Raw genomic sequence first — 15,056 nt, forward strand, 5'->3', positions numbered from 1 at the left:
CTCTCTTTCTGAATGGAAAAAGAACCGACTCATGAGAGAGTCGGTTCGATTGGCATTCGATTACGCGTTGTAGATTTTACCAGTAAGTGGGTCGATCGAAATCATCTGTCCGTCACGGAACGTTGATGTCGCTGATTCGACACCGACGATGACTGGTTTACGGAGTGATGGTCCGACGATACCAGCATGGCTCGTCAATCCGCCGTCTTCAGTGATGATTCCAGCCGCTTTTTCAATCGCTGGCATCATTTCTTTATCTGTGAATGGTGCGACGAGGATCATGCCGTTTTTCGCTTTCGCATTCGCTTCGTCTGCATTGTTCGCAATGACGACTTCACCGACGAGACCGCGCTCACCGATCCCGCGTCCGTTTGCGAGGGCGTGACCGACGATATGAACTTTCATCATGTTTGTCGTACCCGCAGTCGCAGCCGGGATACCTGCCGAGATGACGACGAGGTCACCGTCTGTGACGAATCCAGCGTGGCGAGCCGCTTCTGAAGCTTGTACCAACATCTCATCCGTGTTGTTCGGCATCGTGTCAGCGATGATCGGGTACACGCCCCAAACGAGGTTCAATTGACGTGCCACACGCTCTGACTCTGTGACCGCGATGATGTTCGCCTCTGGACGATACTTCGCTGTACGAGCAGCCGTGTAACCTGATTGTGTCGGTGTCAAGATCGCTTTCGCGTTCAAGTTGATTGCCGTGTGGGCAACCGCTTGTGAGATTGCATCCGTTACCGTGTGCTCACTGCGTTTCTGACGATCTTTGAGCAAGTTTTTGTAGTCGAGCATTTGCTCAGTACGAACAGCGATCGCTGCTTGCATTTGAACTGACTCGATTGGGTAGTCCCCTGCTGCCGTCTCACCTGAAAGCATGACCGCATCCGTACCATCGAGGATGGCGTTGGCAACGTCAGATGCTTCCGCACGTGTTGGACGCGGGTTGCGTTGCATTGAATCAAGCATTTGTGTAGCCGTGATGACCGGTTTCCCGAGGTCGTTACACTTCTTGATCAATTCTTTTTGAACTGGTGTGACTTCTTCCGTTGGGATCTCGATTCCGAGGTCACCACGAGCGACCATCAAACCGTCAGAAATCGCCAAGATTTCGTCGATATTGTCGACACCTTCTTGGTTCTCGATTTTCGGATAGATTTTGATGTGTGACGCGTTGTTGCGTTCAAGAAGTTGACGAATCTCAACGACGTCAGACGCACGGCGTACGAACGATGCCGCGATGACATCGATGTCTTGTGAAATCCCGAACTCGATGTCCGCGATATCTTTGTCTGTAAGGGCAGGAAGGTTTACCTTGACGTTAGGCAAGTTGACACCTTTCTTCGTCTTGATGATGCCTTCGTTTTCGATGACGCAGCGAAGATCACGGTTCGGGAGCTTCTCGACGACAAGGAGACCGATGAGTCCGTCATCGAGCATGATGCGTGAACCGACTTCTACGTCTTCGTAGAGACCTTCGTACGTGACCGAGAAACGGTCTTTCGTTCCGACGATTTCTTCAGTTGAGACGATGATGACTTCTTTGCCTTTTTCGAGGAGTGCTTTTCCGTCTTCAAACGTATGTGTACGGATTTCAGGACCTTTCGTGTCAAGAAGAACCGTCACGACTTTGCCGGCAGCTTTTGATGCTTCACGGATGTCGCGGATACGTGCGCCGTGCTCTTCATAGTCACCGTGTGAGAAGTTGAGACGGGCGACGTTCATACCGGCTTCAATCATTTCCGGAAGACGTTTCTCTGAAGCTGGTCCAATCGTACATACAATTTTCGTTCTACGCATAAATAAAAACCTCCTAGGGGATGTATTACATTTACACACAGAAAACGGGGGGTCAACCGACCTGATCCCGTCTCTGTGGAGTTCACTGGTACTCGTTAAATCGAAAGTTGGTTCGAAAGATCGATCAACTGCATATCGAGCGTGTGCTTGTTGTGGTCGAGCGCTTCGTCGATATCGAGATCCATCATCTTACCGGCACGAATGCCGACGACACGTCCTGCCTTGCCTTCGAGTAAAATCTCGACAGCGTAAGCACCCATGCGGCTCGCAAGCACGCGGTCCGCAGCAGTCGGGGAACCGCCACGTTGAATGTGTCCAAGAATCGTCACGCGTGTCTCTGAGTTTGTCTTCTCAGCGATCATTTTTCCGATCTCTTCCGCACTGCCGGCGCCTTCAGCGACGACGACGATCGAGTGTTTCTTACCGCGAGCCACACCATGGTTGATGCGTTCCACGATCGCACTCAAGTCTTCTGGACGTTCTGGGACGAGGATTGACTCGGCACCACCGGCAAGACCGGCATAAAGTGCGATATCACCTGCGTCACGGCCCATCACTTCAATGACATACGTCCGTTCATGCGACGACGCCGTGTCACGGATTTTGTCAATCGCGTCAAGCGCCGTGTTGAGCGCTGTGTCGAATCCGATTGTCGCATCTGTACCCGGGATATCGTTGTCGATCGTTCCCGGCAGACCAATTGTTGGGAAACCGAGTTCTGTCAACTTTTGGGCGCCACGGTATGAACCGTCTCCACCAATTACTACGAGCGCGTCGATGTCGAATTTCTTCAACTGCTCGACCGCTTTCGCACGACCCTCTTCCGTTCTAAACTCAGGGCAACGGGCCGAACGTAAGAATGTTCCTCCGCGTTGAATGATATCGCCGACCGAACCGAGGTTCAATTCGACAAGATCTCCTTCGATTAGACCTTGATAGCCGTTATACACACCGTACACTTCTAGACCTTCGAAAATTGCTTTTCGGGTCACGGCACGGACTGCAGCGTTCATTCCAGGGGCGTCTCCCCCACTTGTCAATACCGCAATACGTTTTAAATTCACGTCACTCACCTCTTATGTGTTTTAACGAAATCTGAAAATAAAATACCATGTCTGACCTTTGTTTTACAACACAAGTATGTGAAAAAAAAGCATGGGGTGTGCTCAAAACCAGTCATCTCGTGAGTGAATGAACGTGAACCCGAAGCGGTTGTTAACGTTTTCACGAGCCAATTGTGCCAATTTGATGATATTTGGCGGCCCGCCCTTGCAACAACTCATTTTGAGTCCGGCCTCGCAACTCCGTCATGTGTTGTGCTAATACAGGCTTTAAGAGTGATGACTGTAATGACACATCGATGTGGGCGCCGCCGAATACCTCGGTGACGACTTCATCGACAATCCCTAAATTCAGCAAATCTTGTGCGGTAATCTTCATCGTTTCCGCTGCGCGTTCTGCGAGCTTCGCGTCTTTCCACAAGAGCGCGGCGGCGCCTTCTGGTGAAATGACCGAATACGTGCTGTTCTCTAACATGAGCAGACGGTCACAGACACCAATCCCGAGCGCTCCGCCCGACCCGCCTTCTCCGATGACGATCGAGATAATCGGCACTTTCAACGTCGCCATCTCGAACAAGTTGCGCGCAATCGCCTCGCTTTGTCCACGCTCTTCGGCGGCTTTCCCAGGGTAAGCGCCTTTCGTATCGATGAACGTGATGACAGGACGATTGAACTTTTCCGCTTGCTTCATAAAGCGAAGCGCTTTGCGATAGCCTTCTGGATGCGGCATCCCAAAGTTACGTTTCATGTTCTCTTTCGTGTTACGACCTCGTTGATGGCCGATAATTGTCACCGCTGTCCCGTCGAGTGTGGCCAATCCCGTTACGATGGCAGCATCATCATAGCCGTGACGGTCACCGTGCAACTCGATGAAATCTGGAAACAGTTGGGTGATATAATCGAGCGTCGTCGGCCGTTTCGGGTTACGCGCCAGTTGCACGCGATCCCACGGTTTCATATTCCCATAAATGTCTTTTTCTAATCGATGAAGCTTTGCTTCAAGATGACGGATTTCACGGGATAAGTCGATGCCTTTCGTCTCTGCCGTCTCGCGCAACTTCCCGAGCTGTTCGTTTACTTCTTTGATTGGATCAAACATGATGGACCTCCCCGCCGTGTAACTCGATCATCTTCTTCAAGAACGAACGCATCTGTTCACGGTGAACGACGGCGTCCAGTTGCCCCGCTTCTAACAAGAACTCGGCAGTTTGGAAGTTGTCTGGCAATTTCTCACGAATCGTCTGTTCGATGATGCGGCGCCCGGCGAAGCCGATCAACGCCCCAGGTTCGGCGACGTTCACATCCCCGAGCATCGCGAAACTGGCTGATACGCCACCTGTCGTCGGGTGCGTCAAGTAGGCGACGTACAAGAGACCGGCCTCGTCATGTTGTTTCAACGCAATCGACGTATTGGCCATCTGCATCAAGCTGACCATGCCTTCTTGCATGCGCGCTCCGCCTGAAGCGGTGAACAGGACGACCGGCAATCGTTCTTTCGTCGCGGTCCGGACGGCCGAGGCGATCGCTTCTCCGACATACGCCCCCATCGATCCCATACGGAAGCGGGCGTCCATGACGCAGACGACGACCGGGAGCCCATCGATCGTGGCGCGGCCACAGACGATGGCTTCTTCAATCCCAGTTCGCTCCCTGTCTTTTTTCAATTTATCTTCATAATCTGGAAAATCAAGCGGGTTCTCTTTGACGAGCGGTCCCGCAAATTTTTCAAACGATTGACCGTCGACCAACATGTGAATCCGCTCATCTGCACTGAGCGGGAAATGGTAGCCGCAATCACACACTTTATGATTTTCGTTTAACTGTTTCGTGTAATGCATATATTTACAGGATGGACATTTTGTCATCAAGCCTTGTGGTGCGTCAATTTTTGGTTCTCGTTGACGCAAAGGCATATATCGTTTCGGTTTCTTGAAAAAAGCAGTCATCGCTTCCCCCTCGTTCATTCCGGCATCCCCGCCTCACGCCACATCTCCAACAATCGTCTACGTTCATCTTCAGTATACAAGTCGCCCGCGTCCGTCCCGTCATAAAATCGGTTTACTTCACTCCAAATTCGAATGAACAGTTCATTCTTCAACCCGAAGATGAGATGCTGCCGGAAGGCACGGTCCGTCTCCACACTCCCCTCGAGCAACGCGATGCGTTCCGGGGTCGGTTCGACTTCCGTCAACGCCAAGCGTTCGAGCAGTCGCAACATATCGACAATGTCTGACGCCTTCGTCTGTTTCGTGACGATAAATTCAGACAAAATCTCAATATACCGATGGCGATCTTGCTCACATAAAAACGTGCCGCCGCCATGTCTCGTCTCAACGATTCCAAGGAAGCTGAGTGCCCGTAACGCTTCACGGACCGAGGCACGGCTGATGGATAGCGTCTCGGCGAGTTCCCGTTCTGACGGGAGACGGTCGCCTGGCTCGAGTGAGGCCTGGACGATCAACGTTCTAATTTTAGAAATATTTTCGTGAAATGAGGATGCGTGTTTTCCATGCATCTGACCGTTCAACTCCCTTTTTGGATGGCATTTTCTCTAAAGTGGTCAGACCAATTAATCAGATTATACCACTTTTTATGACTTGGTACTAGTTTTCGTACCGGGCAATTTCGAGTCGACCCGCTTCAACACGACATCCGTTTCACCAAACCGTTGTTTCAACGCCAAGAGCAATGACTCCGTCGGATTGATCGCATACGCCGAGGCAAGTTGCTTCACTTCCTTTGAATCCGAGAACCGACAAATAACCGGCACATCCCCTTTGGACGTATGGAGCAACTCTTCGAGGTCGGCGAACGACTCCAAGCGCAGACGGACAAAGAGCGCTTGTCCATGGAGCGGCCGGACCCGCTCGACGACGAGTTGACGTCGTCCGTCCCGTTCATTTGGATGCACCTCGAGCAAGAGGACGTTCCCGACGTAAAGCGAGCGCGAAAATTGCGCGAACACCCGCGGGAAGATGACGACCTCATCTTGCGACACACCGTCATCGACCATGACGACACCCATCTCTTCGTTCTTCTTCGTCTTGAACGTACGAATCGCGTCCACATAGACGACGATGAATCCGCGTTCGCCATGGAGCACTTCATCAATCGTCACCGTCTCGATCGAGAGCGGCGCGACCGTCGTCAATGGCGAATGGACGATCCACGTCCCGAGCGCCTCTCGTTCTTCCTCGGACCAATTCGGCTCAATCGGCGCGGATCGTTTTAATCCGAGCGCGGACAATTCGTCCGGGAGCAGATGCGTCTCCGTCTCCTCGCGAAGCCGTTCGACCGCTTCAAAGGCACGTCGACGCTCACCATGGTACATCCGATCCAACGCCCCAGCACCGAGCAGGCGTCGCAGTTTCATATGGTCTTTCGTTCCCCAGTCCATGAGTTCAAGCAGACGCTTCACATCCGTGAACTCGGCATGATGCTCAATCAACCGCTCGACATCGCGTTTCGTCAACCCTTGGACCGCCTTCAGTCCGAGACGCACGCCGGGCCCTTCTAAAAAGGCGGCGGCTTGTCCGTGCAGAACGTCGGGCGGATAGACAGGGATTTTTCCTTTCCGCAACATGCGGACGAGCTGATTCGTCTTGTCGTACGTCACGAGGTAGAAGATTCGTTCAAAGTGCGCCTTCACATAAGCTAGACGGTAACTGATCAAACTGTAGGCGACGGCGTGGGAACGGTTGAAGCCGTAACCAGCGAACTTCTCGATCCACGAGAACACTTGCCGCATCGAGTCACTGTCGAACCGCTCCGACGAACGTTCTAAGAAGCGGGCTTTCTCGACGTCAATCGCTGCCACGTCTTTTTTGGCGATGGCGCGGCGTATCAAATCCGCCTCGGCGTATGAATACCCCGCGAGCTCCCGTAACAAGCGCATGACTTGTTCCTGATAGACGAGCACGCCGTTCGTCGTCCGCATGATGTCACCGACGACCGGATGGACCGCTTGATAAGGCATCCCATGCTTGCGCTTCGCATACGTATCGATGAACTGCATCGGCCCCGGACGATAGAGCGACATCGTGACAACGATATCCTCGAACTCGGTCGGCTTCACTTGCCGAAGCGCTTGTTTCATCCCTTCCGACTCAAATTGGAAGATCCCGTCCGTGTCACCCCGGGCGAGCACGCGGAACGTCTTGGCGTCATTCAATGGAATCGTCTTCAGCGAAAACAGCTCATCCGTCTCTCGAATCAGCGCCTCCATCTGCCGGAGCCTCGTCAAGTTGCGCAGGCCGAGCAAATCGATTTTCAACAGACCGAGCGCTTCGAGATCCTTCATATTATATTGGGTCACTTGCTCCCCTGTCGTCGGCTGCAACGGTGTGATCGCATCAAGTGCCTCCCGACTGAGCACAAGGCCGGCCGCATGGACCGAAGCTTGGCGCGGTAACCCTTCCAACTCGGAGGCGATTTTCAAGAGCTGCGAGCGCTTTTGACTGCCGGCGAACCATTTCACTTTCGAAGGGTTGGCCAAAATCCCGGCCAGTCCGTCATCTTTTACTTGTTTGCTGGCCGCTTGTCCTTCTTCAAGCGTCAGACCGAGCGCCCGCGCGACATCCCGTAACGCCGCCTTTGCACCGAACGTGGCGAGCGTACCGATTTGGGCCGCATGGTTTTCACCATACTTCTCCAACACGTAGCGAACGACCTCATCGCGTCGTTCATCCTCGAAGTCCAAGTCGATATCCGGCATCGTGATTCGTTCCGGATTCAAAAATCGTTCGAACAAGAGACCGAACCGGACTGGGTCGACCTCGGTGATGTGAAGCGCGAAACTGACGAGCGACCCGGCCGCGGAACCACGACCCGGACCGACCTCGATCCCTTGTTCCTTCGCATAGCGAACGATATCTTCGACGATGAGGAAGTAAGAGGCGAAACCCGTCCGCGCGATGATATCGAGTTCATAGCGGGCCCGTTCGATGTAATCTTCTTGGAATAGGTCGAGCGCCTTTAAGCGGTCGGCAACGAGTCGCTTCAACCGGTCGATGGCACCTTCGAATTCTGGGATGGATGTTGTCGCTTGCGGCAACCGAGTGACGGACACGAGAGATTCGAATCGGTCGAGTGCCTCGAGTTCGATCGGTTCAAACCAATCGTTCATCTCACTCGGTAGGCGGACGTATTTCCCTTTCTGGTAAACGTCTTCTTGCGAGATGAGCTCTCCTTCGCCGATGGCGACGATGGCACGATACGCCTCGAAATCTTCTTGGCGCATGTAACACGTCTCGGGGGCCGGCACGAGCTTCGTGCCGAGCTCCTCCCGCATCTCGCGGAGCTGTCTGAGCATCAACGTCTGCTCCGTCGTTTGGGGCGCCGGCAATCCGAGCCATAGTTTCTCCTCGTTCACGTAACCGAGCAGATGGTTATACAAGCGCCTGCGGTGAACTGGGTCGTTCGTCTTCCAATTCTCCGGTAAGACGACTACCGCCAGTTCGGTCGTCTCGGTCACTCCATCGGCCTGCACAAGGCGATACAGTTCCGGCAACTGCTCCTCGGTCAACGCGTAGACGAGGACAGACACGTCAAACCCGTCCATCCGCAACGTGGTCCGCAACCCGATGACAGGTTTGACCGCATAGCGTTCGCACAATCGGACGAACTGCGGCAAGCCGTATAATGCATCGTCAGCGAGCGCGACGGCCCGACTCCCTCTCTCAGCCATCAGCGCGACGTATTGTTCAAGTCGAATCGTGCTCTGCATCAAACTAAAAGCCGATCGTACATTCAAGTGGATCACAAGATCCCCCCTTTCTTTTTTTCACAATTGTCAAACTCATTCCGGCACTTGTCTGATACAATAATTATAGACAAAACTTCTCCTAAAAGGGGGTATAAACCGTATGATTATTAATCGGGGCAAAATCGCACGTGACAAGCTCGAAAATTTACAGAACGGCCAGACCGTCTTCGCCGATAGCCCGGAGATTATCGACCGACTCCGCCGCTATATCGCCGAGTATCAACTCGACGTCGTCGAGGACGTGACCGACCGCGGCACATGGTTCATCCCACAAGATCAGGACAAAAGCTGAAGAGAGCTGACCAACGGGTCAGCTCTCTTCTGTTTCGAACGTGAACGGTGCCGCGACTTCATCGAGTGCCGCGATCACTTCGTCCATCTCTTCCCATGTATCGATCGTGGCACCGGCTGCCATCGGATGGCCGCCACCGCGATAGCGTTTCGCCACTTCATTGATAACCGGCCCTTTCGAACGGATTCGCACCCGAATCTCATCTTTGTTCTCGACGAACATGACCCAGCACTTCAATCCTTCGAGTCCTGAGAAACTGTTGACGAGCAACGATGCCGCTTCCGGTGTCGCGTGGAACGTCCGCAGGACGTCCGCATCGATTTTGACGTAGCCGACACCCGCTTCTGTCACGTTGACGTTTTGAAGCACATAGCCTTGGAGTTGTAACGTCGCCAAGTTCGTCTTATACATTTGACGATACAACCGATTCGTATCGATGCCGTAGTTGATCAATTCGGCGGCGACCTCAAACGTGCGCGGCGTCGCATTGCGGAACTGGAACCGTCCCGTGTCGCCGACAATCCCGGCGAACAACAAGAATGCGGACGCCTCGTCAAGGGCAAGCCCCCAGATTCCCGCAAGTTCAGCAATCATCTCCGACGTCGAACTGACCGTCGTGTCGACGATTTGATGGGTCGCATACGCGTCCTCATCAGGGTGGTGATCGATTTTGACGACCGTCTTGCCTGTTAAGGCGTGCGGCCCATCGATTCGTTCGTGGTTAGCCGTGTCGAGCACGATGACGAGCGCATCTTTGTACATGTCGGCTTCAACATGCTCCATCTTGCCTAAAAATTCTAAGTCGCGGACGATGCCGCCGACGACGTAAATCCGTTTTTCCGGATAGGCGACCTCTAACATCCGCTTCAACCCTAGCTGACTGCCGAGCGCGTCAGGGTCAGGACGGACGTGTCGGTGGATCATGATCGTATCCGCCGCTTCAATCAATTTCAATATCGTTGCTGCCTCTGGCCAGTGTGCCATCGCCATTCCTCGCTTTCTTGAACACTATTCTATGGTATGATGATAACAGATTACACGTCTGAAAGGGGTTTCTTCACTTGGGTCAATTAATTATGATCGGACTCATTTTGTTTTCGTTAGGTGCCTATTTCGTTTCTAAACGACGCGCCTATTTGACGAAGACACCATACCGGAAAGCGCTCTTTAACACGCAAGCGCTCATCTGGTTGAGCCTGTTCCTCGCACTTTTCGCCGTCAACCAAATGATCGGCGGCCTCGGGCTCGGCTCGACGATCGGTTGGATCGTCAGCATCGCCATGCTCGTCCTAGGGCTAGGCAATGCCGTCGTCGGGTTCATCCGGTACCGTAAAATCTATCCGCTCGCGAACGAAGAGCCGATCAAACAAGCATAAGGGCAGACAGAAACGAGCTGATGACATCATCAGCTCGTTTTTTAGTTAACGGTCGATCAATTGCGCCGTAACGAGCGCTTTGGCAACGAGTTGCGTGCCTTGCGTCATCTCGACGTCGACTTTCCCGAACTTCCGGCCAAGGTCGAACACGTTGGCCGAGACTCGGATTTGGCTCTCGATTTGAATCGGTTTCATGAAATAGACCGTGATATTCTCGACGACGAGGTCGCCTTTTTTCATATGACGCAGACTCCGGGTCGCCCCTTCGACAAGTAACGTCGTCAAGACACCTGACGACGCCGTCCCCATGTGGCTCGTCATTTGCGGCGCGACCTCGACGGTGAACGCGGTCCCGTTCGAGTTCGGATCTTCTTTCAATTGATTCGTGATCATATTGTCGAACGTCTCGCCGACTTGCGGTTGGCGGTTGGCGAGTTGGAGCGCCTTCAAGACGTCTTGGCGGCTGATGATTCCGAGCAGACGGCCGTAGTTGTCGACAACCGGCAACATCTCGATACCTTCCCATACCATTTGGTGGGCGGCATTGGTGACGCTTGTCTGAACGCCGACCGTGATCGGGCTCTTCGTCATCACTTTCTCGATTTCGGTGTCATGCGGGCGGTCAATCAAGTCTTTCGCCGTGATGACCCCGACGACTTTCATCTGTTCGTCGATGACGGGATAGCGATTATGTTTCGTCCGTTCATTCAGCTCGTGCCAACGTTTGACCGTATCGTCCACTTTTAAATAGAACGTGTCGTGGAGCGGAATGACGATATCCGATACGAGTAGAATCTCTTTTTTGATTAAACGGTCATAGATGGCACGGTTGATCATCGTCGCGACGGTGAAACTATCATAGGAAGTCGAGATGACCGGCATGTGGTATTTATCCGCCATCCGCTTCACTTCGTCGGTCGTATCGAATCCACCTGTGATCAAGACGGCACCGCCAGACTGGAGCACGAGCTCATGCGCCTTTTCCCGGTTTCCGATGATGACGAGCGAGTCGACATCGATGTAACGCATCATCGCTTCGAGCTTCATCGCCCCGATGACGAACTTCGAGAGCGTCTTATGCAGCCCGTCACGGCCGCCGAGCACTTGTCCGTCCACGATATTGACGACTTCAGCGAACGTCAGTTTTTCGATATTCTCTTTGTGCTTACGCTTGATCCGGATCGTCCCGACCCGTTCGATCGTCGACACAAATCCTAAGTTCTCTGCTTCTTTGATGGCCCGATACGCCGTTCCTTCTGATACCGCCAACTCTTTTGCGATTTGGCGGACCGAAATTTTGGACCCGACATCGAGCGACTCGATATGTGCTATGATCTGTTCATGTTTTGTTGTCATGTCACGAGTCCCTTTCCTCAATACATTTTCTGTCATCCTCAGTATACTGTATCAGTCGTTCTTCTTCAAACTGTACTACTGAAATGGTGACATTTCCTTTCCGTTTTGGAAAACGTTATAATGAGAAAGAACGCCAATGAACGAGAAGGAAGGGAAACGAGTTGAATCAACGAACCAACCATATTGCACAATCTTTGGCCACGAAAGGGTTAGACGCCGCTTTCGTCACATCGAAAGCATCGGTCTTCTACTTTTCAGGAGTATACGCCGAGGCTCATGAGCGGCTCATCGCCATTCTTGTCTTGAAGAACGGCACGACCGCGATCGTCTGTCCAGCACTTGAAAAAGGAATCGTCGAAGCGAGCGAGTGGAACGGCGATATCGTCACGTACATGGATCATGAAAACCCATGGGACAAAGTCGTCAAACTGTTCCTCGACCAACAGATCATCCCCGAGCGAATCGGAGTAGAAGGCGAGCATTTGACGTACAATCGCGCCGAGCAACTCCGCGCCGGTTTCGCGGGACTGTCAATCATCGACTTGACGGAAGAGTTGCAGGCACTTCGCATGATCAAGTCACCGGACGAGGTCCGCTTGATGAAGCGCGCCGCCGAACTCGCCGATATGGCGATCGAGGCAGGGATTCGCGCATTGCGTGAAGGCGTGACCGAGCTCGAGGTCATCGCGGAAATCGAGTATGCGATGAAGAAGCAAGGCGTCCGGGAGATGTCGTTCGACACACTTGTGTTGTTCGGTGAGAATAGCGCCGACCCGCACGGTGTACCCGGCAACAATCGCTTGAAGAAAGGCGATTTCGCTTTGTTCGACCTCGGTGTCATTTGGCAAGGATACGCCTCTGACATCACTCGCACCGTCGTCTATGGAGAGGCGAGCACGAAACAACGAGAGATTTACGAGACCGTCCTCAAGGCCGAAGAAGCTGCGATCGAGATGGCGAACGTCGGGACGACGCTCGGCTCGATCGATATCGCGGCCCGTCAAGTCATCACGACGGCCGGCTACGGGGAATACTTCACGCATCGTGTCGGACACGGTATCGGCATCGAAGTACACGAATTCCCGTCAATGGCCGCCAATAACGACATGACGGCCCAAGTCGGGATGACGTTCACCGTCGAACCGGGGATTTATCTCCCTGGCGTCGGCGGCGTCCGCATCGAGGACGACATCGTCATGACCGAGAGTGGCCCGATTCTGTTGACGAGTTATCCGAAAACGCTCCAAGAAATCGATTGAGTCACAAAGAAAGACCAGCCGCGCGCGGCTGGTCTTTTTCACGGTCAATAAAAGAGTCGGAACATGACGTCTCGTTGTGGCACGTCACGGCGTTCCATCGTCTCAAGGAACGAGCGTTTGTCATACGGCACGGCTTGTGGGTGAATCGAGAAGCCGGCCTCACCCCACTCGAGGATGCCGTAACGGGCCAAGTCGTCACGGGCGACACCGAGCGCTCCCGGATTGAAATAATGTTTCACGTCATCCCGAAACATGTGCTCCGGATGATGATGCCCGAAGCAGATGACATCCGCCTCATACGCCGCGTAAAGCGACTGCATGTTCGAAAGTGTCGCCTCGACGATGTCGTGGAACGGTTCCTCGGTGATCGGCGTCTCCCGTTTCTCGGTCGGGATATGGTAATGGATGCCGTATACGCGAGTCCCTTCGACAACACGTTCAATCGTGCGCGGCAGCTTGAAGAGCGCCTCCGCATAGGCAGGTTTCAACGTACGCGCCACCCACTCATGATGCGGGCGCGTGTGTGCGTAGCTTTCGGGATGCCCTGTCCCAGCCATGAGCGACAACACGGCCTCGTCATGGTTGCCCGTAATCATGTGCACGCCGCGGTCGAGCAGTCGCGCCATCACTTCGTTCGAATCGGGTCCCATCGCAATCATGTCCCCTAAACTCCAGATTTGATCGATCCGTTGCCGGTCCAGTTCGGCAAGCACCGCATCGAGCGCTTGGACGTTGCCATGGATATCGGTCAATATGGCCAACTTCATGCAGACCCCTCCTTATTTCCGGTATTGATGGACGACGTTGACACCGCCGGTCACATCAATGACAGCACCCGTGACCATGTCAGAATCGTGAGCGAGCAAGAACAGAATCATTCGTGCGATATCTTCGCCCGTCCCGTGCCGGCCGACCGGTGTTTGATCATCCGGTTCGGCCGCTTCGATTCGCATCTCTTTTTGTGCCCCGACAATATTGCCTGGATTGATCATATTGGCCGTGATGCCGTAGGCCGCCTCTTCAAGCGCGACCGATTTCGTCAAACTGACAAGTCCCGTTTTCGCTGCCGCGAACGCCGACCGGTGAATCCAGCCTGGTGCCGTCGCACTTTCCGGGAAGCCGTACGTGATGATGCGGCCGAACTGTTTCGACCGCATGCTCGGGATGGCTCGGCGCATCAACCAAAACGAGGCTGACAAGTTACCCGTGATCACCTCGTCCCATTCTTCGTCAGACAAGTCGACGAGACATTTCCGTTCAAAGATATATGGCCCGGCATTCAAGATGAGCGCGTCCGGTTCTCCGAACTTGGCCACTGCCTCTTCATAGGCACTCAAGACGGCCTGGCGGTCCGTCAACGGCGTCTCGATCATATGTAACCGCTCGTGGTTCCAATTGATCGGCTTCCGTTGCAATACGCTGACGTGCCAACCTTCTTCTAACAGTCGTTCCGTCACAATGCGGCCGATTCCTTTCGCACCGGCCGTGATGACTACGTGTTTCATCGTCATCCCTCCTCTGTATCATCTTACCCGTTCCGTCTGCTCATTTCCAAACTTCAACCTGTTCGGTGAGAAAGTTGTGAATATTTCACACATTTCTGAAAGAACCGGGCGTGAATTTAGGCAGAAGTGGTATACTATACATGTAAGCCGCACGTACATTTCAAGCGAAAGGTTGGGATTTACATGGCAATTGTCTACAAACATATTCTATCTGCCGTCGACGGCTCGAAAGAGGCGGAACGCGCATTTGAAACAGCAATCGACGTCGCCCTTCGAAACGATGGCAAGCTGTATATCGGTCACGTCATCGATACACGGACGTTCGCCACGGTCGAAGCATATGACCGGACGATTACCGAGCGTGCTGAAACGTATGCGAAGGAATTGCTCGAGGACTACGTCAATCGCGCGAAAGAACGTGGTGTCAAAGAAGTCGAGACGGTCATCGAGTACGGCTCTCCAAAAGTGACGATCGCTAAAAAAATCGCACCGAATCACGACATTGACCTCATCATCTGTGGAGCGACCGGTTTGAACGCCGTCGAACGCTTCTTCATCGGTAGCGTCTCTGAAAGCATCGTCCGCTATTCGAAGTGTGACGTGCTCATCGTCCGCCAATAACATGATTCACAAAAGGGCC

14 protein-coding genes are annotated in these 15,056 nt (G+C 53.4%); 4 read left to right on the forward strand and 10 right to left on the reverse strand.

Annotated elements, in window-relative coordinates; genetic code table 11:
• Positions 1-60 precede the first annotated feature (60 nt).
• The 6 genes from pyk to dnaE all read right to left on the reverse strand — a co-directional run bounded on the left by pyk (position 61) and on the right by dnaE (position 8,625).
• Positions 61-1,803, reverse strand: a complete 1,743-nt coding sequence (gene pyk / locus KNP60_RS08535; RefSeq protein ID WP_214797284.1) for a pyruvate kinase — start codon at positions 1,801-1,803, stop codon at positions 61-63.
• Positions 1,804-1,898: 95 nt separating this feature from the next.
• Positions 1,899-2,867, reverse strand: coding sequence for a 6-phosphofructokinase (pfkA, locus tag KNP60_RS08540; protein WP_034778227.1), 969 nt, complete (start codon positions 2,865-2,867; stop codon positions 1,899-1,901).
• A gap of 160 nt (positions 2,868-3,027) precedes the next feature.
• Entirely contained in the window at positions 3,028-3,963 is a 936-nt protein-coding gene (locus KNP60_RS08545; protein ID WP_034778229.1) for an acetyl-CoA carboxylase carboxyltransferase subunit alpha, read from the reverse strand.
• On the reverse strand, positions 3,956-4,810 hold the full coding sequence (accD, locus tag KNP60_RS08550; protein WP_034779984.1) for an acetyl-CoA carboxylase, carboxyltransferase subunit beta: 855 nt from the start codon (positions 4,808-4,810) through the stop codon (positions 3,956-3,958). Before accD ends, KNP60_RS08545 begins: the two co-directional genes overlap by 8 nt.
• 14 nt (positions 4,811-4,824) lie before the next feature.
• Positions 4,825-5,379, reverse strand: a complete 555-nt coding sequence (locus KNP60_RS08555) for a FadR/GntR family transcriptional regulator (protein ID WP_034778231.1) — start codon at positions 5,377-5,379, stop codon at positions 4,825-4,827.
• Between the two features lie 75 nt (positions 5,380-5,454).
• Entirely contained in the window at positions 5,455-8,625 is a 3,171-nt protein-coding gene (dnaE, locus tag KNP60_RS08560) for a DNA polymerase III subunit alpha (RefSeq protein WP_214797285.1), read from the reverse strand.
• A gap of 103 nt (positions 8,626-8,728) precedes the next feature.
• Between dnaE and KNP60_RS08565 the strand changes: the two genes are divergently transcribed.
• Entirely contained in the window at positions 8,729-8,920 is a 192-nt protein-coding gene (locus KNP60_RS08565; RefSeq protein WP_034778236.1) for a YtzJ family protein, read from the forward strand.
• 18 nt (positions 8,921-8,938) lie between these two features.
• Here the strand turns inward: KNP60_RS08565 and KNP60_RS08570 are convergent, their stop codons facing one another.
• Positions 8,939-9,904, reverse strand: a complete 966-nt coding sequence (locus tag KNP60_RS08570; RefSeq protein ID WP_214706652.1) for a DHH family phosphoesterase — start codon at positions 9,902-9,904, stop codon at positions 8,939-8,941.
• Between the two features lie 77 nt (positions 9,905-9,981).
• Here KNP60_RS08570 and KNP60_RS08575 point away from each other — a divergent pair, with 77 nt between their 5' ends.
• Positions 9,982-10,296 (forward strand): YtpI family protein, encoded by a 315-nt coding sequence (locus KNP60_RS08575; RefSeq protein WP_233004412.1) that lies wholly within the window; start codon positions 9,982-9,984, stop codon positions 10,294-10,296.
• Between the two features lie 45 nt (positions 10,297-10,341).
• On the opposite strand, the gene KNP60_RS08580 is transcribed toward KNP60_RS08575, so the two are convergent.
• A complete protein-coding gene (locus tag KNP60_RS08580; protein WP_034778238.1) occupies positions 10,342-11,652 on the reverse strand; it encodes a DRTGG domain-containing protein in 1,311 nt (436 codons plus the stop codon).
• A 161-nt stretch (positions 11,653-11,813) separates the two neighbouring features.
• On the opposite strand from KNP60_RS08580, the gene KNP60_RS08585 reads away from it, so the two are divergent.
• A complete protein-coding gene (locus KNP60_RS08585) occupies positions 11,814-12,911 on the forward strand; it encodes a M24 family metallopeptidase (RefSeq protein ID WP_034778239.1) in 1,098 nt (365 codons plus the stop codon).
• A 44-nt stretch (positions 12,912-12,955) separates the two neighbouring features.
• Here the strand turns inward: KNP60_RS08585 and KNP60_RS08590 are convergent, their stop codons facing one another.
• Both KNP60_RS08590 and KNP60_RS08595 read right to left on the reverse strand, forming a co-directional pair.
• Positions 12,956-13,678 (reverse strand): metallophosphoesterase family protein, encoded by a 723-nt coding sequence (locus KNP60_RS08590; RefSeq protein WP_214753041.1) that lies wholly within the window; start codon positions 13,676-13,678, stop codon positions 12,956-12,958.
• Between the two features lie 12 nt (positions 13,679-13,690).
• Positions 13,691-14,416: an SDR family oxidoreductase gene (locus tag KNP60_RS08595; protein ID WP_214797286.1), complete on the reverse strand. Its 726-nt coding sequence runs from the start codon at positions 14,414-14,416 to the stop codon at positions 13,691-13,693.
• 183 nt (positions 14,417-14,599) lie between these two features.
• Here KNP60_RS08595 and KNP60_RS08600 point away from each other — a divergent pair, with 183 nt between their 5' ends.
• Positions 14,600-15,037 carry a universal stress protein gene (locus KNP60_RS08600; RefSeq protein ID WP_021065608.1) on the forward strand — a complete coding sequence of 146 codons (438 nt, stop codon included), beginning with the start codon at positions 14,600-14,602 and terminating at the stop codon, positions 15,035-15,037.
• Positions 15,038-15,056: the final 19 nt, after the last annotated feature.

The sequence above is a fragment of the Exiguobacterium sp. s5 genome (genome assembly GCF_018618075.1).
GTDB lineage: Bacteria > Bacillota > Bacilli > Exiguobacteriales > Exiguobacteriaceae > Exiguobacterium > Exiguobacterium mexicanum_A.